A 22,583-nucleotide genomic window follows, 5' to 3' on the forward strand; every position below is an offset into this window, starting at 1 on the left:
GTGCTGACTGAACCACCGCCATCGGGAGCAAGCCCCCTCCCACAGTTGGGCTGTGTTGGTCTTTAGATCAGCTGCGTTCGAGGGCCAGGGCCACGACCTGACCGCCGCCGATGCACAGGGGAGCCAGGCCTCTTTCGCAGCCAGTTGGAACAGGGCGAGCAATTGGATTTCGAAGACACGACCTTCTACAAGCGCGTTTTTGCCCTGGCCGACAAGGCGGCCGGCAGGCCGCTGCCGCGTGCCGTAAGCGCTGAGCCTCTCCAGCCATGATGAAGATCAACATGTGGGAGGGGCTTGCTCCCGATGGCGGTGATGCAGTCAAAGATGTGCTGACTGAACCACCGCCATCGGGAGCAAGCCCCCTCCCACAGTTGGGCTGTGTTGGTCTTTAGATCAGCTGCGTTCGAGGGCCAGGGCCACGACCTGACCGCCGCCGATGCACAGGGGGAGCCAGGCCTCTTTCGCAGCCAGTTGGAACAGGGCGAGCAATTGGATTTCGAAGACACGACCTTCTACAAGCGCGTTTTGCCCTGGCCGACAAGGCGGCCGGCAGACCGCTGCCGCGTGCCGTAAGCGCTGAGCCTCTCCAGCCATGATGAAGATCAACATGTGGGAGGGGCTTGCTCCCGATGGCGGTGATGCAGTCAAAGATGTGCTGACTGAACCACCGCTATCGGGAGCAAGCCCCTCCCACAGTTGGAGTGTATTGGCCTGTGAAATCAGCTGCGTTCGAGGGCCAGGGCTACGCCCTGACCGCCGCCGATGCACAGGGTGGCCAGGCCTTTTTTGGCATCGCGCTTGATCATTTCATGCAGCAGGGTCACCAGCACGCGGCAGCCTGAAGCGCCGATCGGGTGGCCGATGGCGATGGCGCCTCCGTTGACGTTGACCTTGTCGGCGTCCCACTCCAGTTCCTTGCCCACCGCCAGAGCTTGCGCGGCGAAGGCTTCGTTGGCTTCGATCAGGTCCAGGTCGGCGAGTGTCCAACCGGCCTTGTCCAGGCAGCGGCGGGTCGCCGAGACCGGGCCAATGCCCATGATGGCCGGGTCGACGCCGGCATTGGCGTAGCCGGCGATACGCGCCAGCACCGGCAGTCCAAGCACCTTGGCTTTGTCCGCACTCATCAGCAACACCGCTGCAGCGCCGTCGTTGAGGCTGGAAGCGTTGCCGGCCGTGACGCTGCCGTCTTTCTTGAACGCGGGCTTGAGTTTACCCAGGGACTCGGCCGTGGTGCCGGCGCGTGGTTGCTCATCCACGGTAAAGGCTATGGGGTCGCCCTTGCGCTGGGGAATCAGGACCGGCGTAATCTCATCGACAAATCGCCCGGCTTCAATGGCCGCAGCGGCTTTTTGCTGGGACGCGACGGCGAAGGCATCCTGGGCTTCACGGCTGATGCCGTACTTGTCCACCAGGTTCTCGGCGGTGATGCCCATGTGATAGTTGTTGAACGCATCCCACAGGCCATCGGTGATCATGCTGTCGATCATTTTGGCGTGGCCCATGCGCAAACCGGTGCGCGCGGCCGGCAACACATAGGGGGCCAGGCTCATGTTTTCCATGCCGCCGGCGATGATCACCTCGGCGTCGCCGCAGCGAATCGCCTGCGTGCCCAGGTGCAGGGCCTTGAGGCCCGAGCCGCAGACCTTGTTCAGGGTCAGAGCCGATACGGCGTGGGGTAAACCGGCGAGGATCGAGGCCTGGCGCGCCGGGTTCTGGCCCGAGCCTGCGGTGAGCACCTGGCCGAGGATTACTTCATCCACCTGGGCCGGGTCCAGGCCGGTCTGCTCCAGCAGGCGGCGGATCACGGCGGCGCCGAGTTCCGGTGCCGGAATAGTCGCCAGCGAACCCTGGAAGCTGCCCACGGCGGTGCGGGTGGCAGCAACAATCACGACGTCTTGCATGGAATCGGTCCTCACTGAAAATGCATTTCCGGAACATGGTCCGGGACGATGAGTTTACCGGCGGTCTTGCTCACAATTTCTTCAACGCTGACGCCTGGTGCGCGTTCCTTGAGGATAAACGCGCCATTGTCGATTTCCAGGTAAGCCAGGTCCGTGAGCACACGCTTGATGCAGTGGGCGCCGGTCAGCGGCAGGCTGCATTGGCTGAGCAACTTCGACTCACCGTCCTTGGACGCGTGGGTCATGATCACGATGATGTTTTCCGCACCGGCCACCAGGTCCATGGCGCCGCCCATGCCCTTGACCATCTTGCCGGGGATCATCCACGAGGCGATGTTGCCCTGCACGTCGACTTCAAACGCCCCGAGTACGGTGAGGTCGACGTGGCCGCCGCGAATCATCGCGAAGGACTCGGCAGAGGAGAAGATCGAGGCGCCGATGCGCGCGGTCACCGTCTGTTTGCCGGCGTTGATCATGTCGGCATCAAGCGTCTCTTCAGTAGGAAACGGGCCCATGCCCAGCAGGCCGTTTTCCGATTGCAGCATCACTTCCATGCCGTCGGGGATGTAGTTGGCCACCAGGGTTGGAATGCCGATGCCGAGGTTCACGTAGAAACCGTCCTGCATTTCGCGTGCGACGCGTTGAGCCATTTGTTCGCGGGTAAGCGCCATTTTATGAGTCCTTGTTGTCAGGGCCTGGGGCAGATTATGTGCGGACGGTGCGCTGTTCGATGCGCTTTTCGAAGGTGCCGCAGATGATCCGGTCGACATAGATGCCAGGGGTGTGGATCTGCGCCGGATCCAGTTCGCCCGGTTCGACGATTTCCTCGACTTCCACCACGGTGATCTTGCCGGCGGTGGCGGCCAGCGGGTTGAAGTTCTGGGCGGTGTGGCGGTAGATGACATTGCCGAAGTGGTCGGCTTTCCAGCCTTTGACGATGGCGAAGTCGCCGGTGATGGATTCTTCCATCAGGTAGGGGCGGCCGTTGAATTCACGGGTTTCCTTGCCTTCGGCCACCGGGGTGCCGACGCCGGTGGCGGTGAAGAACGCCGGAATGCCGGCGCCGCCTGCGCGCATTTTTTCCGCGAGGGTGCCTTGCGGGGTCAGCACCACTTCGATTTCGCCGCTGAGCAGTTGCTTCTCGAACAGGGCGTTCTCACCCACGTAGGACGCGATCACTTTGCTGATCTGTTTTTCTTCGAGCAGCACGCCGAGGCCGAAACCATCGACACCGCAGTTGTTGGAGACCACGGTCAGGTCGCGCGTGCCCCTGCGCTTGATCTCGTTGATGAGGTTTTCCGGAATGCCGCACAGACCAAAACCACCGGCGAGGACGGTCATGCCGTCTTCCAGGCCTGCCAGGGCTTCCTCGTAGGACGCCACGCGTTTATCGAAACCTGCCATATGCACCTCTTTTATTATGTGTGGGCCAGCCAATGAACCGAGTGTTGCGCTGCCGGATTGATTTGTTAAGTTGTTTTTTAAGGTTGATTGATTTAGAAAACAGCATAGTCGAGCCGCCACCCGGAGCAGTCATGACCGTCAAACAGCTACGTGCCTTCCTGGCTGTGGCGCAAAGCCTGAGTTTTGCCGCCGCGTGTGAGCGCCTTCACCTGTCCCAGTCGGCGCTCAGCCTCACCATAAAAGGGTTGGAAGAAGGCCTGGGCGGTCGTCTGTTCAGCCGCACCACGCGCAATGTGGCGCTCACCCCTGAGGGCGAATCCCTCTTGCCGCTGGCGCGTCGGTTGATTGCTGACTGGGACAATGCCGAAGACGAACTTCGTCAACGTTTTACCTTGCGGCGCGGGCGCGTGACCGTGGCGGCGATGCCATCGTTTGCCGGCAACCTGCTGCCGCCGATCCTGACCCTATTCCGCGCGCGTTACCCTCAGGTGAATGTGACCGTGCATGACCTGATCAATGAGCAGGTGCTGGAAATGGTCCGCGACCGCCAGGTGGAGCTGGGCGTGGCGTTCGAGCCGGGTGAAGGTTCGGCATTGGCGTTTACGCCCCTGTATCTGGACCGCTTCATTGCCGTAGTGCCAGGCGACTCACCCTTGGCGCGGCACACGGCAATCAACTGGCAAACCTTGCTCGAATACCCGTTCATTACCTTGCAACGACCCTCCACGGTGCGGGTGATGCTGGAGGAGCACCTCGGTGCGTTGCACATGACGCTGCCGGTGGCGCTGGAAAGCCATCAACTGGCGACGGTGGGCAAGATGGTAGCCAGTGGCCTGGGCGTGAGCGCCGTGCCGGCGTTATGCAGAGGGCAGATGGAGGAGGCGGGCGCGCGGTGCATCACCTTGACCGGCCCGGTGATCGAGCGGCCGATTGGCGTGTTGACCAAACCGGGGCATGAGCTGTCGGCGGCGGCGCAAGTGTTGTTTGATATCTTTCGGGATGAGGCGCAGAAGGGAAGTTTTCCAACGTTCTGAGTGACTGCGCAGTAACTTCAGGAAGCAGTCAAACCTGCTCCCTGAAGTTGCACTTGGCTAGTAGTAACGATCGATCACTTTAACTTGCGAGCTGTCTTTGAAAGAGGCCCAGGCATTGTTGATTGTGTCGAATACCTGCTCGATAAAGTTGCGATCGGCGGCTGCTTTCTTGCCGACATAACCCTGGCCGCGACGGTACATCTTCAGGCGCGCCGCCAGCTCTCGGTGGCTGCGGTCGAAATCGGCTTCTTCGGAGTGGGGCGCCAGGCAGTCAATTTTCACTTCGCCCGATTTTTCCACCCACAGGATATGGTCGTCGAGTGTGTCTTTCTGCGCGGCGAACATCTCAGCCAATTCATCGATAGTGGGTTGGTTATTCAGATTCATGTGTAAGCCCCTTGACCAGTTGGTGATCTATCCGTTAATTCCGTTAAAACTGCTTAGTTGTCTCCGGCTCAAAAAACCGGGCGTCAGTGACGGTCTGCCAAATACGGGCAGGGTCTTGAAACTGATGCATGTAGTCTTGCTGATGAACTGCTACGCAATGCATTCATAACGAAGACAGGCCGCATTTGAGCGCCTGTACCCAACCCTTGCGGGACAGGTCAGCTTCATCAATCTGCCTTGTGGGCAGTGCACATCCGGAAAAAACAGCTCGGCGGTCAGACGAGTGCTGTCAAAACGCGTGTTACGAACGCTCCCGATGCGGGAGACGTCTAGATCATGCAAGGACTAAAACGTCGCGTCAATGATTATGTAGTGATTATTTTTTCGCACTACATAAAATGCTTTGATGACGGGAGAATGCGTAAAAACGTGACTTGGGCGTCATTTTGGGAGCGGCGGGTCGCCTCTGTGGCAAGCCAAAAGGCATTTTTGGTGTGCAGTGTTTTGCTAGCTCAATCGCTCGGCAAGCAAGGGCAGCAAATGTTCACAGGACGCTTCAATCTTCACCTGCAACAGCTCATCGCCACGGGTTTTGCCCAAATTGATGGCGATCACCGGCTTGTCCTGTTCAACCATCGTTTTGCACAGACGAAACGCCGAATAGGCCATCAATGACGACCCCACCACCAACAGCCCATCGGCATGCTCCACCGCCGTCATGGCCCTGGCGGCTGTCGCCGCTGCCACATTTTCGCCAAAAAACACCACGTCGGGCTTGAGCCGCTCGCCATTGCAGCGTGGGCATCGGGGCACCTGGAAGCGTTCTTCGAATGTGGGCTCGAGCAAGGTGTCGCCGTCCGGTAATTGCACGGCATGTACCTGGGCGAGGTAGGGATTGTCGATCTCCATCTGCCGCTGGATTCCATCGCGCGGGCTGCGCTGCTGGCAGTCCAGGCACAGCACCCGATGCAGGCTGCCATGCAGCTCGATCACATCCTGGCTGCCGGCCTGATCATGCAGGGTGTCGACATTTTGCGTGATCAGCCCGCTGATGTGCTGGCGCTGTTGCAGGGTCGCCAGTGCCAGGTGGGCCGCGTTGGGCTGCGCGATGCGCACCTTCGGCCAGCCCAGCATTGCCCGCGCCCAGTAGCGACGGCGCGCTTGGGGTGTGGCGAGAAATTCCTGGTACATCATCGGCGCCTTGCCACGGCGCACGCCTTCGCTGTCGCGGTAGTCGGGGATGCCCGAGGAGGTGCTGATCCCCGCACCGGTCAGGACCAGAAAGCGCCGTTCGCTTATTGCCCGGTGCAGGGTGTCGAGTTGATCGGCAAGATGTTCCAGCGTGTCGAGCATGGGTTCCCCTATTCGCCGCGAATGTATTGCTCCAGTTGCCTGATCAGGTCCGTCTGTTCGGCAATGGCTTCCTTGACCAAATCGCCAATGGACAGCAAGCCCAGCAGCTTGCCATCTTCTACCACCGGCAAGTGGCGCAGGTGACTGTCGGTCATGATGTTCATGCACTCCTCGACACTTTTATGGGGCTCAACGGTAATGACCGGAGAACTCATGACCTGATCGACCCGCGTGGTCACCGACGACAGACCCTTGAGGATGAGTTTGCGCGCGTAGTCACGTTCGCTGATGATCCCCACCACCGCACCGTCCTTGACGACCGGCAAGGCGCCGACGTTTTTTTCCGACATGCGCACCAGCGCTTCGAACACGGTGTGGTCCCATTGAATGGTATGCACGTCGTGATGCTTCTGGTCCTTGGCTTTGAGCAGTTGTGCAACGGTTTTCATGGCGGCCACTCCGATATTGTTGTTGGTGAGTCAGGGTCCTACAGAATCCTAGACGGCCCACAACCGGGCAAGGTCCAAAGCGGCGTTAAACCCGTCGAAAAACGTCATTTACCGGATTTTTTCGTGTTTTAACCCGCTTTGGTTGGTTTTTTCGCGCGCTTGGCGCTGGTCGCCGTCTTGCGCGGGGCGCTCTTGCGTTTGTTTTTCCAGGGCGTGGCACCCCGGCCTGCCGGACTGGCCGGGCCGGTGATGGTCATGCGCATGCCATTGCACCGGGCCACCTGCTTGCTCATCCAGGCCGCTTGTTTGGCGACGAATTCCTCTAGGCTCATTTCGCCGCTTTGCACCATGTCCAGCGCCTGTTCCCAGATGGCGGTAGTGCCGGGGTCGGCGATGGCCCGGGGCACCGCGTCGATCAGGCTGAACGCTGCCGGCGTGGCCGACAGCGCCTTGCCATTCTTCACCAGGTAACCGCGGTCCAGCAGGCCCTGGATTATCCCGGCGCGGGTGGCTTCGGTGCCGATGCCGGTGGTGTCCTTGAGTTTTTGCTTGAGCAGCGGGTCTTGCACCAGCTTGGCGACGTTCTTCATCGCCTTGATCAGGTCGCCTTCGGTGAACGGCTTGGGCGGTTGGGTCCACAGGTCCTTGAGGTTGACCCTGGCCACCGCGTAGTCCCGACCTTGCGCCAGCGTCGGCAATGCCTGGGGCGCGGGGGCTTCGCGGCCTTTGGCGGGGGCCAGTGCTTCGGGCAGGGCGCGTTTCCAGCCCGGCTCGATCACCACCTTGCCCACTGCGCGCAACGCCTGGCCGGCGCAGTCGAAATCGGCCTGGGTGCGATCGTATTCATGGTTGGGCAGGAACTGCGCCAGGTAACGCGCACGAATGAGCGTGTACACCGCTCGCTGCTTGCCGGCGAGTTGCCCGACATCCTTGCCGGCCCCGGTGGGAATGATGCCATGGTGGGCGCTGACCTTGGTGTCGTTCCAGGCCCGCGAGCGGCGCTGAGGGTCGATATGGGGCATCAGCTCGTTTACCGCGGCATCCGCGCGGCCCAGCGCCGCGAGAATCTTCGGCGCGTCGCTGTGCTGGCTCAAGGGCAGGTAGCCGCAGTCGCTGCGTGGGTAGGTGATGACCTTGTGCGTCTCGTAGAGGGATTGGGCGATATCCAGGGTTTCCTGGGCGCCGAGGCCGAGTTTCTTCGAGCAGATTTCCTGCAGGGTGCCCAGGTCGAAGGGCAGGGGCGCCACCTCACGCATGCGCTCGGTGCGCAGCTTCACCAGCCGGGCGCTGGCGGCCTGGGTCATCGCTTGGGCGGCGTCACGGGCGATTTGCGGGTTGAGGCAGCGGCCCTGGTCGTCACAGGCATCCTCTGCGGCACGCCACTGAGCAGTGAAGGTGATGGCGTCGTGCCGCAGGTCGACATCGATGGCCCAGTACGCCACCGGTACGAAATCGGCGATGCTGCGGTCGCGGTCCACCACCAGGCGCAGGGTCGGGGTTTGTACGCGACCGACCGGCAACACGCCCTGATAACCGGATTGACGACCCAGCAAGGTAAACAGGCGGCTCATGTTCATGCCGATCAGCCAGTCGGCGCGCGAGCGACCCAGGGCCGAGTGGTACAGGCTGAAGGTTTCGGCGCCGGGCTTGAGCGCGGCAAGGGCCTTGCGGATGGAGGCGTCGTCCAGCGCCGACAGCCACAGCCGCTGGATCGGCCCGCGATAACGGCAGTGCTCCACCAGCTCACGCGCGATCATCTCGCCCTCACGGTCGGCGTCGGTGGCAATGATCAGCTCCTGGGCTTCCCCCAGCAGGCGCTTGACCGCCTTGAACTGGCTGGCGGTCTTGGGCTTGACCTGCATTTTCCATTTTTCCGGGACGATCGGCAGGTCGGCCAGTACCCAGCGCTTGTATTTGGCGTCGTAGGCGTCGGGCGGAGCGGTTTCCAGCAGATGGCCGATGCACCAGGTGACGGTGACCCCGTTGCCCAGCCAGCAACCGTCGCCGCGGCGACTGGCGCCGAGCACGGCCGCGATATCCTTGGCCTGGGAAGGTTTTTCACAGAGGTACAGCCGCATGGTCATCACATCAGCTCGGGTTGATGCCTTGCAGGATGCTTAGTCGAAGGCAATTGAGCAACCATTATCTGTATGGATGTACAGCTATTTGTGTATTCATTGCAAAACCCTGTGGGAGAGGCTTGCTCCCACAGGGATTTCCACCGATCAATCAGTTGTTATCGATGTCGACGTGGCGCGTTTCCTTGAGGCAGAACAGCCCTACGACCAGGCTCACACCCGTCACCACCACCGGATACCACAACCCGTAGAAAATATCCCCGGTGTACACCACCAACGCAAACGACACCGTCGGCAGGAACCCGCCGAACCAGCCGTTACCAATGTGATAGGGCAGGGACATCGAGGTATAGCGGATGCGCGTCGGGAACAGCTCCACCATCAGTGCCGCCAGCGGGCCGTAGCACATGGCCGCGATCAGGATGAGTGCGACGATCAGCACCACCACCATCACCTTGTTCACCTGGGCCACATCCGCCGAACTCGGGTAGCCGGCCAGGGTCACCGCGCCGCGCAGGGCGGCTTCGTCGAAGCCATCGATGCGCACGTCACCCACGCTCACCTGCACCGGGCTGCCGGCCGGTGCGGCGGCGCTGGTGTAAGGCAGGCCTTGCTTGACCAGGAAGGTCTTGACCTTGTCGCAGGGGCTGTCAAACCGCGCCTTGCCCACCGGGTCGAACTGGAAGGTGCAGGTGGCAGGGTCGGCCAGTACGGTGATCGGCGCCTGTCGGCTGGCCTGGTCCATGGCCGGGTTGGTGTAGTGCGCCAGGCTCTTGAAGATCGGGAAGTACAGCACGGTTGCCAGCAGCAGGCCGAGCATCAGCACCGGCTTGCGCCCGACCTTGTCCGACAGCCAGCCAAAGAAGATAAAGAACGGCGCGCCGATCACCACGCTGATGATCAGCAGCATGTTGGCCAGGGCCGGGTCCATTTTCAGGAACTGGGTCAGGAAGAACAGCACATAGAACTGCGCGGCATAGAAGGTCACCGCTTGCCCGCCGTTGATGCTGAACAGGGCGATCAGCACCACCTTGAGGTTTTCCCATTTGCCGAAGGAATCGCGGATCGGCGCCTTGCTGGCCTTGCCTTCCTCTTTCATCTTCAGAAAGGCCGGCGACTCATGCAGGCTCATGCGGATCCAGGTGGAAATGCCCAACAGCACGATGGAGAACAGGAACGGAATGCGCCAGCCCCATACTTCGAATTGATCGCCCGTGAAGTAACGGCAGGCCAGCACCACCAGCAGCGACAGCAGCAGGCCGAGGGTGGCGGTGGACTGGATCCAGCTGGTGTGCAGGCCGCGTTTGCCTGCGGGTGCGTGCTCGGCCACGTAAGTCGCTGCTCCGCCGTATTCCCCGCCCAGTGCCAGGCCTTGCAGCATGCGCAGCACGATCAGGATGATCGGCGCCGCGATGCCGATGCTGGCGTAGGTCGGCAACAGCCCGACGCAGAACGTGGCCACACCCATCAAAATGATGGTGACCAAAAACGTGTATTTGCGCCCGATCATGTCACCCAGGCGGCCGAACACCAGCGCGCCGAACGGGCGTACCACAAATCCCGCCGCGAAGGCCATCAAGGCAAAGATGAACGCCGTGGTGTCGTTGACCCCGGCAAAGAACTGCTTGCTGATCACGGCCGCCAGGGCGCCGTAGAGGAAAAAGTCATACCACTCGAACACTGTGCCGAGGGAGGAGGCGAAGATGACTTTTCTGGAGTCGTTACCGGCGCTGGCAGGCAGTGCGGCGCCGAGCGGTTGAGCATGTTCTGACATCGGGTAGTCCTCACAGTGATTATTTATTGTTGTTCCACTGTCGGCGTCAAAGGTGACGCCGCTGTTCAGATTGCATGAACCCGTTCTTTCTCCGGGGCGAGGCTCCTTGTGGGCGGTGAAAGGATCAACTGCGCAGCCTTCTCGGCAATCATCAGCGTGGGTGAGCAGGTGTTGCCGGAGGTGATGCGCGGCATGATTGAGGCGTCGGCAATGCGCAGCCCCGGTACGCCGTGTACTCGCAGTTGCGCGTCGACCACGGCGTCTTTGTCGCTGCCCATGCGGCAGGTGCCCACTGGGTGGAAGATCGTGGTACCGATACGGGCGGCGGCTTCGTGCAGTTGTTCTTCGGTCTGCAACGCCTCGCCCGGCAGGTATTCCACCGGTTTGAACTGGCTCAGCGCCGGTGCGGCGACGATGCGTCGGGTCAGGCGAATGGCGTCGGCGGCCACGCGCAGGTCTTCGGGATGGCTCAGGTAATTGGGCTGGATCAGCGGCGCATCCGCCGGGTTGGCCGAGCGAATATCGATATGCCCGCGGCTGTGCGGGCGCAGGTCGCAGACCGATGCGGTAAACGCCGGGAATGCATGCAGCGGCTCACCGAAGCGCTCCAGGGACAGCGGCTGCACGTGGTATTCGAGGTTGGCCGAGGTCTGCTCCGGCCCCGAGCGGGCAAACGCGCCGAGCTGGCTGGGCGCCATCGACAGCGGGCCACTGCGGTCATACAGGTATTGAAGGCCCATGCCCATCTTGCCCCACACGGTGCCAGCGATCTGGTTGAGGGTGCGGGCATTTTCCAGTTTGTAGATCAGCCGCAGTTGCAGGTGGTCCTGCAGGTTGCCGCCGACGCCCGGCAGTTCATGCAGCACCTCGATGCCCAACGGCTTGAGCACGCTGGAGGGGCCAATGCCCGAACGCTGCAGTATGCCCGGCGAGCCCACGGCACCTGCGCACAACACGATTTCCTTGTGCGCTTTCCAGGTTATCTGCTGGCCCTGTCGACGGCCGACCACCGCTGACGCACGGCCGTTTTCCAGTAGCACGCGGTCGACTTCCACGTCGGTCAACACGGTGAGGTTGGGTCGCTGGCGGACGGGTTTGAGAAACGCCTTGGCCGCGTTCCAGCGCACTCCGGCTTTCTGGTTGACCTGGAAATAACCGCAACCTTCGTTATCGCCCTGATTGAAATCACTGACCGACGCGATGCCGCTTTGCGCCGCCGCATCGCGAAAGGCATCGAGGATCGGCCAGTGCAAGCGCTGCTGCTCGACGCGCCATTCGCCGCCGTCATTGTGGAACTCCGAGCCACCGGCAAAATGGTTTTCGCTGTGCTTGAACAGCGGCAGTACGTCCTTCCAGGCCCAGCCGGGATTGCCGGCGTCCGCCCAGCCGTCGTAGTCCCGGGCCTGGCCGCGCATATAGATCATGCCGTTGATCGACGAGCAGCCCCCCAGCACCTTGCCCCGTGGATAACTCAGCGCACGGCCTTGCAGGCCTGCCTGGGCTTCGGTCTTGAAGCACCAGTCGGTGCGCGGGTTACCGATGCAGAACAGGTAGCCGACGGGAATGTGAATCCAGGGGTAGTTGTCGCGGCCACCGGCTTCCAGCAGCAGGACGCGGTGGGCGGGGTTGGCGGACAGTCGATTGGCCAGCAGGCAGCCTGCGGGGCCGGCACCGACCACCACGTAATCGTATTGCGCAGTTGCAAGAGGCATCTGGGGTCTCGCTTGTTTTTCTTATTGGTTCCATCCTAGTTGTTAGTTTTCGTCTTAAAAATGTTAGTTTTTGCCCAGCTGCTGTGCGTTTTTAAACAGCGCTGCCCGAGGCCACGCAATGGAGGCGACATGTTCGACTGGAATGACCTGCGGTTTTTTCTCGAGTTGCAGCGCAGCGGCCGCCTGCTCACCGCCGCGCAGCGCCTGAAAACCACACATGCCACGGTGGCCCGGCATATCGAAGCGATTGAAAAGAGCCTCGGCACCGCATTGTTTGTGCAGCATGCACAAGGCTATGAACTGACGCCCTCCGGCGAAGCGCTGCTCAAGCACGCCGAGGCCATGGAAAACCTTGCGTTGCTGGCTGAAGACGAACTCACCCACTCCGCCGCGCCCCTGGGCAAGATTCGCCTGGGCGTGGCGGAAGGGTTGGGCGTGATGTTCCTGGCCGGGCGCATGGGAGGCCTGTTCGAGCGTTATCCAGGCCTGGAAGTGGAGCTGGTGGCGGTGCCGCGCTTCGTCAGCATCCTCAACCGCGAGGCGGAAATCAGCATCCACCTGGAGCGTCCCAGTGTCGACCAACTGGTCACCCGCAAACTCACCGACTACCGCCTGGCGCTCTACGCCAGCCGTGCCTACCTGGACCGCCACCCGCCGATTGAAAAGCGCGAAGATCTCGCGGCCCATGCCTGGATCGATTACGTCGACGACCTGCTGTTCAGCCAGGAGCTCAAATTCCTCAGCAGCTTCTGCCGCACCCCCAAAGTGGTATTCCACAGCACCAGCGTCATCGCCCAGCATCAAGCGGCGCGCTCCGGCTTGGGGATCGCCGTACTGCCATGCTTCATGGCCGCCGGCGATCCGGACCTGATCGCGCTGCTGCCGGAGGAAGGCATTCAGCGCAGCTACTGGATCAGCTCGCGCCGTGAACTGCATAAATCGGTGCGGCTGCGGGTGTTGTGGGATTACGTGGTGGAGCTGTGTGCACGGGAGCAAGCGCTATTGCTCGGCGCGTCTACCTGACGAAATTGGGTAAAAGGTGGGAAGCTTGGCGCTGTCATGCAGCCAGTTGCAGCCTCTGTGGCGAGCAGGCTTCTTGTGGCGAGCGGGCTTGCCCCGCGTTGGGGTGCGAAGCGCCCCCAGTCCAGCAAAACGCGGTGTACCTGATACGGCTCAGCGTCTGATTTTGGGGCTGCTGCGCAGCCCAACGCAGGACAAGCCTGCTCGCCACAGGGAATCTGCGCTTAACTGAACGGCATTAGGGCAAGCCCGCTCGCCACAAGCCTGTAATCGCCTGAAAAGGTGATTTTCGTCCTTGAAGAACAACGCCAGGTTCAGAGAAACCAGCGATATTCCCGCGCATTAATCTCCTGCTGAAACGCCAGGTGATCCTGGCGTTTGTTCTCGCAATACACGTCAACAAACTCTGCACCCAGCGTGTCGCGCACGACCGTGTGATGCTGCATGGCGCGGACGGCGTCGAGCATTTCCACCGGGAAGTCGGTGCCGCTGCTGCGGTCGTCGTTCAGCGGGGCGATGGGTTCTTGTCGGGTTTCAAGCCCGTGTTCGAGTCCGGCCAGGATCGCCGCCAGCACCAGGTAGGGGTTGGCGTCGGCGCTGGCCAGGCGGTGTTCGATGCGCAGGTTGCGCGGGTCGGACTCGGGGATGCGCAGGCACGCGTCGCGGTCTTCGAAGCCCCAGCTGGCGCGGGTGGCGGCGTTGACTGTGCCGCCCAGGCGGCGCAAGGCATTGTGGTTGGGGGCGAAGATCGGCATGCAATGGGGCAGCAATTGCAGGCAGCCGGCCACCGCGTGGCGCAGCGGCTGCTGTTGGTGCGCGGCCAGCAGGTTGTTGCCCGCTCCGTCGTACAGGCTGACGTGCACATGCATGCCGCTGCCAGGAAATTGCAGGTAGGGCTTGGCCATGAAACTGGCGCGGTAGCCGTGCTTGAGCGCCACGCCGCGTGTACTGCGGCAGAACAGGGCGGCCCAGTCGGCGGCGCGCAGGGCGTCGTCCGAGTGGCCGAAATTGATCTCGAACTGGCCGGGGCCGATCTCGGCAGTGATTACGGTGCTGTCGATGCCCTGGTCCCTGGCGGTTTGCGCCATGTCGTCGAGCACGGCACTGAACCGCGACAGCCGCTCGATGTGCAGGTTGGGCTGGTCATCGGCGTCATCGCTCAGCGGGTCGCGGGGGAATTGCGGCAGGCCGTTGGCGAGCTTTTTATCGAACAGGTAAAACTCCAGCTCGAATGCCACCACCGGGTGAATGCCCTTGTGCTGCAAGCGCTGCAAGACCCTGGCCAGCACTTCGCGGGGTTCGAACTCGATGGGCGCGTCGGTGCCGTCGGAGGTGATCAGCATCTGCCCCAGGGGCTGCGACTCCCAGCTCACCGGCTTGAGCGTGCCCGGTACCAGGCGGCGATTGGCGTCCGGGTCGCCGTCGTTGAAACAGTAATCGCCGATCTTGAACAGTCCGCCCTGAACCCCCAGCAGCACGGCGTTCTGGGGCAGCTTCAGGGGGCTGCCGGCGGCGACTTTTTCGAGCATCTCCACCGGGTAGCGCTTGCCGTAGAAATGCCCGGGAATGTCCAGTGCGATCAGGTCGACATAGCGCACATCGGGGTGCTTCTGGCGAAACGCGCGGACTTCGGCCAGCAACGTGCAGGATGGGGTTTTCACAGGGGTTGCTCCTAGTTGTACACCCACAGCACGCGGGCAGGCACATCGGTAAGGTTGGCGTAGCGACAGTGGGCGAAACTGGCCAGGTGGAAACTGTCGCCCGGACCGAGGGTGACGCTGTCGGCCTCGCCCTCCACCCACAGCGTCAACTCGCCTTCGAGCACGAAGCCGGCCTGCTCGGCGCGGTCGCTCATGCTCTGCTCACCACTGTTGGCGCCGGGCGCCAGCAGGCTGTCGAGCAGGGAGAAGGCGCCGTTCATGCTCGGCGAGACAAGGATGTCGGTGATGCCATTGGCGTAATACACCGTGCGCCGCTCGTTGGGGCGCGTGACCCAGTCCACCGCCTTGGGCTTGGGCAGGCTGTAGAAATAGGTCGTGGGCACGTCGAGGGCGTGGCTGATGGCGGTGAGGTCCGCCACGGTCGGGCGCGACAGGCCGCGTTCCACCTGGGACAGAAAGCCTACCGAGCGTTCGATCTTTTGCGCCAGCTGGGCGAGGGTGAGTTTCTTGTGCTTGCGCAGATCGTGGATCAGGGCGGCGAGGGTGGCGAGTTCTTCTTGCTGGTTCATGAAATTAATTTCGATAAATTTCATGAAAAAATACCGCATAAATTTCATACGGGCAACCAGTGCCAAGGATCTATGCCGAACCGTGGCGAGCGGGCTTGCCCCGCGTTGGGGTGCGAAGCGCCCCCAATCGACGAAAATGCGGTGTACCTGATACTGCGCAGAGCCTGGACTTGGGGGCTGCTGCGCAGCCCAACGCGGGGCAAGCCCGCTCGCCACAACACGCCCGCTCGCCACAGGGAATTTGCGTTTAACTGAACGGCATCAGGGCAAGCCCGCTTGTCACAAAAACGTGGCCTGAATGATTCCACGCGGCTGCGGTCGGAATCTGGGTACGCGTCATTAATTGAAGGAGCACCCATGAAGTCCAGATCCCTAGCTGCCTGCGTTCTCGTTGCTGCAAGCCTGTCCACCGCCAGCTTTGTGGCCAAGGCCGGTGATACCCCCCAGGAAACCGTGCAGCCTTCCAACATCAATGCCCGTGACCTGAAAGAGGGCGACCGCGCGCCGGATATCCTCATGCGCGAGGAATCGGCGGTAAAAGACTGGAAAAAACATGGCCTCAAGGACCCAGGTGAGAACAACCAGTGGGCAAAGGCAGCCGACAAGTACGTGCTGCTCAAGACCACCAACGGCACCATTCTTGAGATCACCCCTGCGAAGAAGTAATCGCGCGCAGCGCCCTGCATCAAGGTAACCGGCCGCAAGGGTCGCGTTACCTTCCTACAGATGGGGGAGTTTATCGTCGGGAGAGGGGGGTCTATTTCATCGGGGCGTTACTGGAGGCCAATCATCCAGCGTTAGCTTGCCCACGGTGTTGCTTTGCAGTTCGTAGCGCAACTCTTCGACCATCCTGGCCACTTCTTCCGGGGTATGCAGCCGGTTGGTGGTAATCCCGGTGACGACCAGGTCCACGCGGCCACTTTCGGCGTCGTAGACCTTGAGGGTCAGTGACGCATCCCGGCACAGGGTGAACTCACAGGTTAACGGCAACAGGCCTTCCTCGATGCAATTGCGCAATTGAGAGACGGTGAGCATGCAGTTTCCTTCAGGGCATTCAATGCGGTCCCTTCAAGGTTATTGATCGCTCCTGCGCGCCAGAAGGCGAATTCGCACTAGAGGCACTAGTGCATTTGCATGTCTAAGGCTTGTTTTTCAGGCGCAGTTCTCCGGCAAACAGCCCGCGCTCACGGGCCCAGACGATCGCTGCGCTGCGGCTGTGCACTCCCAGTTTGGAATACACCGTGGCCACATGGTTACGCACCGTGTTGGGTGCCAGTTTCAGGCGCGAGGCGATTTCCTTGTCGGCCAGGCCTTCGCAGATCAGCCCCAGTACATCGCGTTCGCGCGCGGTCAGGTCGGTGAAGGCCACGTTTGGCAGGTTGGGGCTGTTGACGCTTTTGGCGTTGGCCAGTTTCTCGATCAGGGTCTGGCTGAACCACGAGGCGTCCTGCATCACTTCTTCGATGGCTGCCACCAGTTCCAGCTCCGAGCGTTTGCGTTCGGTGATGTTCATCAATACCAGCAGGTAGCAGGGCACGTTTTCGATGCTCACGGTATCGGCGGACACCACGCAGTCGATCACTTCATTGCCTTTTTTGCGCACTTTCAACTCTTGCCCGTCGAGGTTGCCGACCTTTTCCAGGGTCGCGAACAACTGCGCGCCGGCTGAAGCGCTGTCGATAAAGTCGATGTCTTCGATGGCCTTGCCGATCAGCTCCTGGCTGATATAGCCGGTGATGTTCATGAACGCTTCGTTGACGTCCACCACCTGGCGGTTGGCGGCGTTGCACACCAGTGTCGGCACAGGCGTGAGGCGGAAGGATTTGGCAAAGCGCTCCTCGCTCTGGCGCAGGGCGATTTCTGCCTTGCGCCGTGGCTCCAGGTCCATGAAGGAAAACAGCATGCAGTCTTCCTCGTTCATGTCCAGCGGCTGCCCGGCGACGATCACCAGTTTGCTGCCGCCTTCGGGCAGTTTGAGTTCGGCCTGCATCTGCGGGATCGTCGCGCCTTCCCCCAGACGCTGGATGGCCAGGTCCTTGCGTTCAGCCTGTTCCAGCACATCCAGTTCATACACGGACTTGCCGATGACCTGGTCGCGGTTGTAGCCGGTCATCTCCAGAAAGCCCTGGTTGACCTTGATGTAGCGCAGATCACTCAGGCGGCAGATCACGGCGGGCGCCGGGTTGGCGTTGAAGGTTTTTTCGAAGCGCTGCTCGGCGCTGGCCCACTCGGTGGCGTCGCTGAGAATCAGCACCAGCAATTCCGGCTCACCCTTGGCATCGGCGATCACCAGGCTGCGCAGGCGGTGCACCCAGGTTTTGTCCGGGTCGGCGGTGGACGTGACTTCGACCACCACGTCGCTGAACTCATCGCCGGCGGCGGCACGGGCGAGGGGGTAGTTGTCCGCCTGCACCGGGTGGTTGTTTCGATAGCGCAGAGCGAAGCGTTCGGCGTATTGCCCGCCGTCGCTACCGAGGCCCATCACATCGCCGACGCCGTGCATGGCCAGCGCGGCTTCGTTGGCCCAGAGGATGGTCTGGTCGACCTCGGCCAGGATCACGCCATCGGATAATCCCGAGATGATCTGCTGAAGTTGGCGGCGGTTGGTTTCTTTGGCAAGAACGTCCTGTGTCATAGGGTCTCCGAGCTGTAGGTGCATGAAGCTACGACAGGGGAGGTTCGCGAACGTGCAGAAAAAATGACCCCGTTTAGGTGCGAATGCACCAGTCAATCTAGTGCAGATGGGCCAGGACTGAACGTATGTCGTTTCGCCACACTCACAACATCAAGGCACTTTGCCTTGCTCCTATAACTTGTGAAGGACCTCTTGTATGACCACTGTCTATGAAACCAACCGTTCGTTGTTTCGCGTGTCCTGGAGCTCGGTATTGGCCGGTAGTGCAATTGCACTGGTGACCTATCTGGTCTTGAGCGTGCTCGGCACTGCAATCGGCGCCAGCGCCGTCAACCCGATGGAAGCGGGTAACCCGCTGAGTGGTTTCGGCACCGGTGCCGGGATCTGGCTGTTCGTTTCGACGCTGGTGGCAATCGCCGTCGGTGCATTCGTGGCCGGGCGTACTGCGCCGGATCGCGGCGGTCTGCACGGCGTGCTGACCTGGACCCTGACCACCCTGTTCACCACCTGGCTGCTGGCCGGCCTGGCCTCAAGCGTGGTCGGCACTGCCGGCAATGTTGTGGGCAAAGGCCTGTCGGCTGCCGGTAGCGGTATCGCTGCCGCAGCACCGGGCATCGGTGACAGCATCAAGCAGCAATTGAACGAGCAGGGCATCCAGCTGGACTGGAACAGCCTGCAGGGTCAACTCGACACCTTGCTCAAGCAGACCGGCAAGCCTGAGTTGGACCCGTCCAACGTCGAGCAGAAAACCGACCAGGCTGCCGCTGATGGCAAGCAGTCGGCAACCGATGCTGCGAACAATCCTGCCCAGGCCGGCGATGAGTTGAAGCAGTGGTTCGAACGCGTCAAGGCTTCGGGCGAACCGGCGCTGAACGCTGCCGATAAGGAAGCACTGGTCAATATCGTTGCTGCGCGTACTGGCAAGAGCAAGGCAGAGGCTACCCAGATCGTCGACAACTATGCCCAGGCTTATCAGCAAGCCATGCAGAAGGTCGAACAACTGAAGCAGCAAGCCGAACAGAAAGCCCGCGAAGCCGGTGAAGTGGCCGCCAAGCAACTGTCGCGCGCTGCCTGGAGCACCTTGGCGATGCTGTTGCTGGGCGCTGCCTTGAGCTTCTTCGTAGGCCGTTTCGCACTGACCAGCCGTCGCGTGCCATTGGCCTGATTCAAGCCAGCGCTCGCGCCACGGTGTGGCGCAGGCGCTGGAGACGCGATGAGCAGTCGGCATCGGCGTCAATGAGTGCGTAAAATGGGCGCCTTTCGCATATCACGCAAAGGTGCCCCTTGAGCGCAGGCAAAGCTGTCGGACTGTTGGTCCTCACCTCCTTACTGGCCGCGTGCGGCACCTCGCCGCCGCGCAGTCCCAATGACCTGTGTGCCATCTTCCGCGAAAAGGACGACTGGTACGATGCCGCCAAGGTCACGCAAAAGCGTTGGGGCGTGCCTATCGAAGTACCATTCGCCATCATGTATCAGGAGTCGGGCTTTCGCCACGACGCCAAGACCCCGCGTAAATACCTGCTATGGATCATCCCCTGGGGCCGCGTTTCTACCGCATCCGGCTACGCCCAGGCCAAGGATGAAGTGTGGAACGACTACCGCAAAAGCACCGGCCGCAGCGGCGCCGACCGTGAAGACTTCGACGATGCCATCGACTTCGTCGGCTGGTACATGGACAAGACCTACACCATCAACGGCGTCTACAAATACGACGCCTACGGCCAATACCTGAACTACCACGAAGGCTGGGGCGGCTACCGCCAGCGCACCTATGCCGGCAAGCCCTGGCTGCTCCCGGTGGCGGGCAAGGTGCAGGCGCGTTCGCAGATGTATGCGCGCCAGTACGCCGGGTGCAAGGATGATCTGGGGCGGGGATGGTGGAGCCGGTTCTGGCGGTGGTTGTAGGTTGATCGCTTGATCGTTCCCACGCAGGTGCTGCCGCACTTGCCGCACGTATTCGTCAATGAGAATCCTATGAACAACGACCAATTGCAGATCACCGATACGCGGCCGGGCACCGGCAAAGCCGTGGTCAAGGGCGCGCTGATCACCACCCAATACACCGGCACCCTGGAAGACGGCACGGTGTTCGATTCGTCCTGGGAGCGGGGCAAGCCGTTCCAGTGCGTGATCGGCACCGGGCGTGTGATCAAGGGCTGGGACCAGGGCCTGATGGGCATGCAGGTGGGCGGCGTACGCACCTTGTTCGTGCCCGCGCACCTGGCGTATGGCGAGCGGTCGATGGGCGCGCACATCAAGCCCAACAGCAACCTGCGCTTTGAGATCGAGTTGCTGGAAGTGCTGACGCGCGAGGATTGAGGTCAGTTGGTTGTGGTTGTGGTTGTGGTTGTGGCGAGCGGGCTTGCCCCGCGTTGGGCTGCGCAGCAGCCCCAAATCCAGCGGCTGCGCAGTGTCGCGCTCCTGAAGGGGGCGCTTCGCACCCCAACGCGGGGCAAGCCCGCTCGCCACAGAGGTCTCGGGTTGCTGGCGTATTCGGTGGCGCGGCCTTTACATCTGGCTTAACCAGCCTACCAGCGGCACCACCAGGAGCGTACTCAGTGCCATTGAAATCACATTGCCAATATATGGATGAAAATGTGCCGGCAATCGCGCCGCAATCGCACAGGCCAATGGTGGTGCGATCAGCGCACCCAACAGCGCGCTTGAGCCCACGACCATCCAGCTGCCGCCAAGGGTCAATACGGCGGCAGGCACTACCGATACCAGCGGCACATACGTGGGGAACCAGCCGCGCTTGATCCACTGTTGCCTCCAGATCAGCACACCCAACGCCGAAGTCAGGGCTTGTGCGCCAAGCAGTGGCAAGACCAGTCCCGAGCCATAGGCCGGGCTGGCGGGGTTCAGCGCATAGGCCAGCAACACCCCCGCAATCAGCCCGAGGCTGGCCCATTCATTGCCGAAAAACGGCGCTTCGGAAAAGTCCGCCAATACCCTGCGCGCGCTCCAGACCACGCCGTAGGTGGACGGTTTGACAGGGGCTGGCCGGCTGGGTGCGAGGTAGTCCGAACGCACCAACGAGGGCATGTGACGGCAGAGTACAAACGCCACCACGCTACCCAGCGCCATGCCCGACACGTTGCCGATCACCACGGGCAGGTCAAGCGGCACACACACGAAGTTCACGATCAACAGGCACATCGGCGTTACCAGTAATGCGCCCATTACCGCCCCATTGATCGTCACTTTCCAGCCACCGCCGAACATCAGCACCATGGCGGCCGGTAATGAAACAAACGCTGCGAATGTCGGTTGCCACGTCTGCGCAGTGACGCTCCAGCCCCAGAGCATATTGCTCAGCAGCAGCCCGAGCAGTGAGCTGGTCACCAGCCAGGGCCATACTCCGCTGCCGTAGCAAATCGAAAAGCCTTGCCAGGCCTTATTGCGCGTACTCGCCCACCAGGCCAGGTACGCACCGGCCAGCAGGCCAAGGGAGGCCAGTTCATGCTTGTAAAAAGCGACTTCACTGATGTCTCCCAGTACCCAGCGCAGCCAGGCAATCGGGTGGGGAAGGCTTTGCGTCATGTCGCTGTAGCCTGGCCAGGAGCCGCCGTAGCGGATGGCAATCCACAGCACCAGCAATGCACTGATGAGAAACAGGCTGAGCGCCACTGTGTCGGCCCTTGAGCGCGCCGCCTTGGACTTGGTTGATAACATCTCCATGCTGTGCCCTCCGATCAGCGTGGAAGGGCGGGGTGTTGGGCATACCCGAGCATCTGATCGTAGAGATCGCAGCGTCGGTCGCGCTGCAGGTCATTGAGGCTGTTCCAGATCGGAGCGCTGCGGGCGCTGGTGATGTCGATGTCGGCAAACAGTATCTCCTGGCGATTGGCCGAGGCCACGGCGCCGATGGGCCAGCCATTGGTGCCGGCAATCAGCGAGCAGCCAAGGTAACGAGCGTCCCGTTCTTCGCCAATGCGACTGGCGGCCGCGATAAATACGTTATTGACATGGGCGGCCGTCATCGTCAGATAGGACGCCATGCATTTGCCCGCCTCATCGAACAGCGGCGGCGGGGTCCACACCCAGTTGTTCAGGCTGCAAATGATATCGGCGCCTTGCTGGCTGAGAATCCGCGGCACTTCCGGAAACCAGATGTCCCAGCAGATCAGCAAACCGATGCGCCCGATGGGCGTTTCAAACACGGGAAAACCGGTGTAGCCCGGGGTGAACCACAGTTTTTCCCTGTTCCATAAATGGGCTTTGCGGTATTTACCGATGAAGCCATCCGGGCCAAGCAGCACCGCAGTATTGAACAGCTGCGTACCGTCTATTTCGCTCAACCCGGCCACCAGATACACCTGATGTCGGCTGGCAAAATCCATCCAGGCCCTGACGCTGGCTCCCTCCGGGACTGCTTCGGCGTGATCGAAAGCGTCCTGGCGACTGGTGAAGTAATAGCCACAATTGGAAAGCTCTGGCAGCACGATCAGGTTGGCGCCACCATTCGCGGCTTCGGTGGCCAAGGTCAGTGTCTGACGCAGGTTGTTGGCGCGGTTGACGGTGCCGACCTGGGGATCAAGCTGTATCACGGCTACGCGGGCGGGGCTTGCTGCTTCGGTCATGGGTGTGGCCTCTTATTTTTATA

Annotated in this window: 21 protein-coding genes and 2 pseudogenes; 8 read left to right on the plus strand and 15 right to left on the minus strand. The window is 61.5% G+C overall.

The genetic code is table 11. From position 1 onward, the window contains the following. Positions 1-132 precede the first annotated feature (132 nt). Positions 133-246 (plus strand): annotated as a pseudogene (locus VRB54_RS08955) (DUF1615 family protein); the annotation flags it as partial. A gap of 216 nt (positions 247-462) precedes the next feature. Continuing rightward, positions 463-572, plus strand: a pseudogene (locus tag VRB54_RS24505) (DUF1615 family protein); the annotation flags it as partial. A gap of 147 nt (positions 573-719) precedes the next feature. Here VRB54_RS24505 and VRB54_RS08965 read toward each other — a convergent pair. The 3 genes from VRB54_RS08965 to VRB54_RS08975 are packed head-to-tail and all read right to left on the minus strand — an operon-like array spanning position 720 to position 3,305. Then, positions 720-1,901, minus strand: a complete 1,182-nt coding sequence (locus VRB54_RS08965) for an acetyl-CoA C-acetyltransferase (protein ID WP_338480436.1) — start codon at positions 1,899-1,901, stop codon at positions 720-722. A gap of 11 nt (positions 1,902-1,912) precedes the next feature. Next, positions 1,913-2,572 carry a CoA transferase subunit B gene (locus tag VRB54_RS08970; protein ID WP_003232829.1) on the minus strand — a complete coding sequence of 220 codons (660 nt, stop codon included), beginning with the start codon at positions 2,570-2,572 and terminating at the stop codon, positions 1,913-1,915. A gap of 34 nt (positions 2,573-2,606) precedes the next feature. Continuing rightward, positions 2,607-3,305 carry a CoA transferase subunit A gene (locus VRB54_RS08975; protein ID WP_231421746.1) on the minus strand — a complete coding sequence of 233 codons (699 nt, stop codon included), beginning with the start codon at positions 3,303-3,305 and terminating at the stop codon, positions 2,607-2,609. Between the two features lie 131 nt (positions 3,306-3,436). On the opposite strand from VRB54_RS08975, the gene VRB54_RS08980 reads away from it, so the two are divergent. Further along, a complete protein-coding gene (locus VRB54_RS08980; RefSeq protein WP_338480439.1) occupies positions 3,437-4,339 on the plus strand; it encodes a LysR family transcriptional regulator in 903 nt (300 codons plus the stop codon). A gap of 57 nt (positions 4,340-4,396) precedes the next feature. Here VRB54_RS08980 and VRB54_RS08985 read toward each other — a convergent pair whose 3' ends face one another. From VRB54_RS08985 to VRB54_RS09010, 6 genes are all read right to left on the minus strand, one after another. Then, complete coding sequence (locus VRB54_RS08985) at positions 4,397-4,726, minus strand: hypothetical protein (RefSeq protein WP_057009060.1); 330 nt, start codon at positions 4,724-4,726, stop codon at positions 4,397-4,399. A 507-nt stretch (positions 4,727-5,233) separates the two neighbouring features. Beyond that, complete coding sequence (locus VRB54_RS08990; RefSeq protein ID WP_338480441.1) at positions 5,234-6,079, minus strand: NAD-dependent protein deacetylase; 846 nt, start codon at positions 6,077-6,079, stop codon at positions 5,234-5,236. Positions 6,080-6,087: 8 nt separating this feature from the next. Then, positions 6,088-6,528, minus strand: a complete 441-nt coding sequence (locus VRB54_RS08995; RefSeq protein WP_209980949.1) for a CBS domain-containing protein — start codon at positions 6,526-6,528, stop codon at positions 6,088-6,090. Positions 6,529-6,656: 128 nt separating this feature from the next. Further along, on the minus strand, positions 6,657-8,606 hold the full coding sequence (locus tag VRB54_RS09000) for a DNA topoisomerase III (RefSeq protein WP_338481073.1): 1,950 nt from the start codon (positions 8,604-8,606) through the stop codon (positions 6,657-6,659). A 151-nt stretch (positions 8,607-8,757) separates the two neighbouring features. Next, the gene (locus VRB54_RS09005; protein ID WP_338480443.1) at positions 8,758-10,380 is read right to left on the minus strand and encodes an MFS transporter; all 1,623 of its coding nucleotides are present in this window, start codon (positions 10,378-10,380) and stop codon (positions 8,758-8,760) included. Between the two features lie 65 nt (positions 10,381-10,445). Further along, the gene (locus VRB54_RS09010) at positions 10,446-12,092 is read right to left on the minus strand and encodes a GMC family oxidoreductase (protein WP_338480444.1); all 1,647 of its coding nucleotides are present in this window, start codon (positions 12,090-12,092) and stop codon (positions 10,446-10,448) included. Positions 12,093-12,221: 129 nt separating this feature from the next. Between VRB54_RS09010 and VRB54_RS09015 the strand changes: the two genes are divergently transcribed. Further along, positions 12,222-13,115, plus strand: a complete 894-nt coding sequence (locus tag VRB54_RS09015) for a LysR family transcriptional regulator (protein WP_338480445.1) — start codon at positions 12,222-12,224, stop codon at positions 13,113-13,115. 311 nt (positions 13,116-13,426) lie between these two features. Here the strand turns inward: VRB54_RS09015 and VRB54_RS09020 are convergent, their stop codons facing one another. Together VRB54_RS09020 and VRB54_RS09025 are read right to left on the minus strand one after the other, a co-directional pair. Continuing rightward, positions 13,427-14,773 (minus strand): glutamine synthetase family protein, encoded by a 1,347-nt coding sequence (locus VRB54_RS09020; RefSeq protein ID WP_338480446.1) that lies wholly within the window; start codon positions 14,771-14,773, stop codon positions 13,427-13,429. Positions 14,774-14,784: 11 nt separating this feature from the next. After that, entirely contained in the window at positions 14,785-15,342 is a 558-nt protein-coding gene (locus VRB54_RS09025) for an XRE family transcriptional regulator (RefSeq protein WP_338481074.1), read from the minus strand. Between the two features lie 357 nt (positions 15,343-15,699). Between VRB54_RS09025 and VRB54_RS09030 the strand changes: the two genes are divergently transcribed. Continuing rightward, positions 15,700-16,008: an RcnB family protein gene (locus VRB54_RS09030; RefSeq protein ID WP_338480447.1), complete on the plus strand. Its 309-nt coding sequence runs from the start codon at positions 15,700-15,702 to the stop codon at positions 16,006-16,008. Positions 16,009-16,104: 96 nt separating this feature from the next. On the opposite strand, the gene VRB54_RS09035 is transcribed toward VRB54_RS09030, so the two are convergent. Together VRB54_RS09035 and VRB54_RS09040 are read right to left on the minus strand one after the other, a co-directional pair. Further along, a complete protein-coding gene (locus tag VRB54_RS09035; RefSeq protein ID WP_338480448.1) occupies positions 16,105-16,377 on the minus strand; it encodes a DUF1652 domain-containing protein in 273 nt (90 codons plus the stop codon). A 103-nt stretch (positions 16,378-16,480) separates the two neighbouring features. Further along, entirely contained in the window at positions 16,481-17,977 is a 1,497-nt protein-coding gene (locus VRB54_RS09040; RefSeq protein WP_338480449.1) for a helix-turn-helix transcriptional regulator, read from the minus strand. A gap of 196 nt (positions 17,978-18,173) precedes the next feature. Here VRB54_RS09040 and VRB54_RS09045 point away from each other — a divergent pair, with 196 nt between their 5' ends. The 3 genes from VRB54_RS09045 to VRB54_RS09055 all read left to right on the plus strand — a co-directional run bounded on the left by VRB54_RS09045 (position 18,174) and on the right by VRB54_RS09055 (position 20,296). Continuing rightward, positions 18,174-19,142, plus strand: a complete 969-nt coding sequence (locus VRB54_RS09045; protein WP_003232798.1) for a hypothetical protein — start codon at positions 18,174-18,176, stop codon at positions 19,140-19,142. Between the two features lie 119 nt (positions 19,143-19,261). Then, positions 19,262-19,882, plus strand: a complete 621-nt coding sequence (locus VRB54_RS09050) for a hypothetical protein (RefSeq protein WP_122457676.1) — start codon at positions 19,262-19,264, stop codon at positions 19,880-19,882. 69 nt (positions 19,883-19,951) lie between these two features. Beyond that, complete coding sequence (locus VRB54_RS09055; RefSeq protein WP_209990257.1) at positions 19,952-20,296, plus strand: FKBP-type peptidyl-prolyl cis-trans isomerase; 345 nt, start codon at positions 19,952-19,954, stop codon at positions 20,294-20,296. 189 nt (positions 20,297-20,485) lie between these two features. Here the strand turns inward: VRB54_RS09055 and VRB54_RS09060 are convergent, their stop codons facing one another. Both VRB54_RS09060 and VRB54_RS09065 read right to left on the minus strand, forming a co-directional pair. After that, the gene (locus tag VRB54_RS09060; RefSeq protein ID WP_338480451.1) at positions 20,486-21,658 is read right to left on the minus strand and encodes a hypothetical protein; all 1,173 of its coding nucleotides are present in this window, start codon (positions 21,656-21,658) and stop codon (positions 20,486-20,488) included. A 14-nt stretch (positions 21,659-21,672) separates the two neighbouring features. Then, positions 21,673-22,560, minus strand: a complete 888-nt coding sequence (locus VRB54_RS09065) for a nitrilase family protein (protein ID WP_338480452.1) — start codon at positions 22,558-22,560, stop codon at positions 21,673-21,675. Positions 22,561-22,583: the final 23 nt, after the last annotated feature.

This window comes from Pseudomonas trivialis (assembly GCF_036864995.1).
Taxonomy (GTDB): domain Bacteria; phylum Pseudomonadota; class Gammaproteobacteria; order Pseudomonadales; family Pseudomonadaceae; genus Aquipseudomonas; species Aquipseudomonas trivialis.

What these genes read in the sequence shown, in the direction of transcription:
- VRB54_RS08965 (WP_338480436.1), bottom strand. Translation starts at nt 1,901, where the DNA reads ATGCAAGACGTCGTGATTGTTGCTGCCACCCGCACCGCCGTGGGCAGC.
- VRB54_RS08970 (WP_003232829.1), bottom strand. Translation starts at nt 2,572, where the DNA reads ATGGCGCTTACCCGCGAACAAATGGCTCAACGCGTCGCACGCGAAATG.
- VRB54_RS08975 (WP_231421746.1), bottom strand. Translation starts at nt 3,305, where the DNA reads ATGGCAGGTTTCGATAAACGCGTGGCGTCCTACGAGGAAGCCCTGGCA.
- VRB54_RS08980 (WP_338480439.1), top strand. Translation starts at nt 3,437, where the DNA reads ATGACCGTCAAACAGCTACGTGCCTTCCTGGCTGTGGCGCAAAGCCTG.
- VRB54_RS08985 (WP_057009060.1), bottom strand. Translation starts at nt 4,726, where the DNA reads ATGAATCTGAATAACCAACCCACTATCGATGAATTGGCTGAGATGTTC.
- VRB54_RS08990 (WP_338480441.1), bottom strand. Translation starts at nt 6,079, where the DNA reads ATGCTCGACACGCTGGAACATCTTGCCGATCAACTCGACACCCTGCAC.
- VRB54_RS08995 (WP_209980949.1), bottom strand. Translation starts at nt 6,528, where the DNA reads ATGAAAACCGTTGCACAACTGCTCAAAGCCAAGGACCAGAAGCATCAC.
- VRB54_RS09000 (WP_338481073.1), bottom strand. Translation starts at nt 8,606, where the DNA reads ATGCGGCTGTACCTCTGTGAAAAACCTTCCCAGGCCAAGGATATCGCG.
- VRB54_RS09005 (WP_338480443.1), bottom strand. Translation starts at nt 10,380, where the DNA reads ATGTCAGAACATGCTCAACCGCTCGGCGCCGCACTGCCTGCCAGCGCC.
- VRB54_RS09010 (WP_338480444.1), bottom strand. Translation starts at nt 12,092, where the DNA reads ATGCCTCTTGCAACTGCGCAATACGATTACGTGGTGGTCGGTGCCGGC.
- VRB54_RS09015 (WP_338480445.1), top strand. Translation starts at nt 12,222, where the DNA reads ATGTTCGACTGGAATGACCTGCGGTTTTTTCTCGAGTTGCAGCGCAGC.
- VRB54_RS09025 (WP_338481074.1), bottom strand. Translation starts at nt 15,342, where the DNA reads ATGAACCAGCAAGAAGAACTCGCCACCCTCGCCGCCCTGATCCACGAT.
- VRB54_RS09030 (WP_338480447.1), top strand. Translation starts at nt 15,700, where the DNA reads ATGAAGTCCAGATCCCTAGCTGCCTGCGTTCTCGTTGCTGCAAGCCTG.
- VRB54_RS09035 (WP_338480448.1), bottom strand. Translation starts at nt 16,377, where the DNA reads ATGCTCACCGTCTCTCAATTGCGCAATTGCATCGAGGAAGGCCTGTTG.
- VRB54_RS09040 (WP_338480449.1), bottom strand. Translation starts at nt 17,977, where the DNA reads ATGACACAGGACGTTCTTGCCAAAGAAACCAACCGCCGCCAACTTCAG.
- VRB54_RS09045 (WP_003232798.1), top strand. Translation starts at nt 18,174, where the DNA reads ATGACCACTGTCTATGAAACCAACCGTTCGTTGTTTCGCGTGTCCTGG.
- VRB54_RS09055 (WP_209990257.1), top strand. Translation starts at nt 19,952, where the DNA reads ATGAACAACGACCAATTGCAGATCACCGATACGCGGCCGGGCACCGGC.
- VRB54_RS09060 (WP_338480451.1), bottom strand. Translation starts at nt 21,658, where the DNA reads ATGGAGATGTTATCAACCAAGTCCAAGGCGGCGCGCTCAAGGGCCGAC.
- VRB54_RS09065 (WP_338480452.1), bottom strand. Translation starts at nt 22,560, where the DNA reads ATGACCGAAGCAGCAAGCCCCGCCCGCGTAGCCGTGATACAGCTTGAT.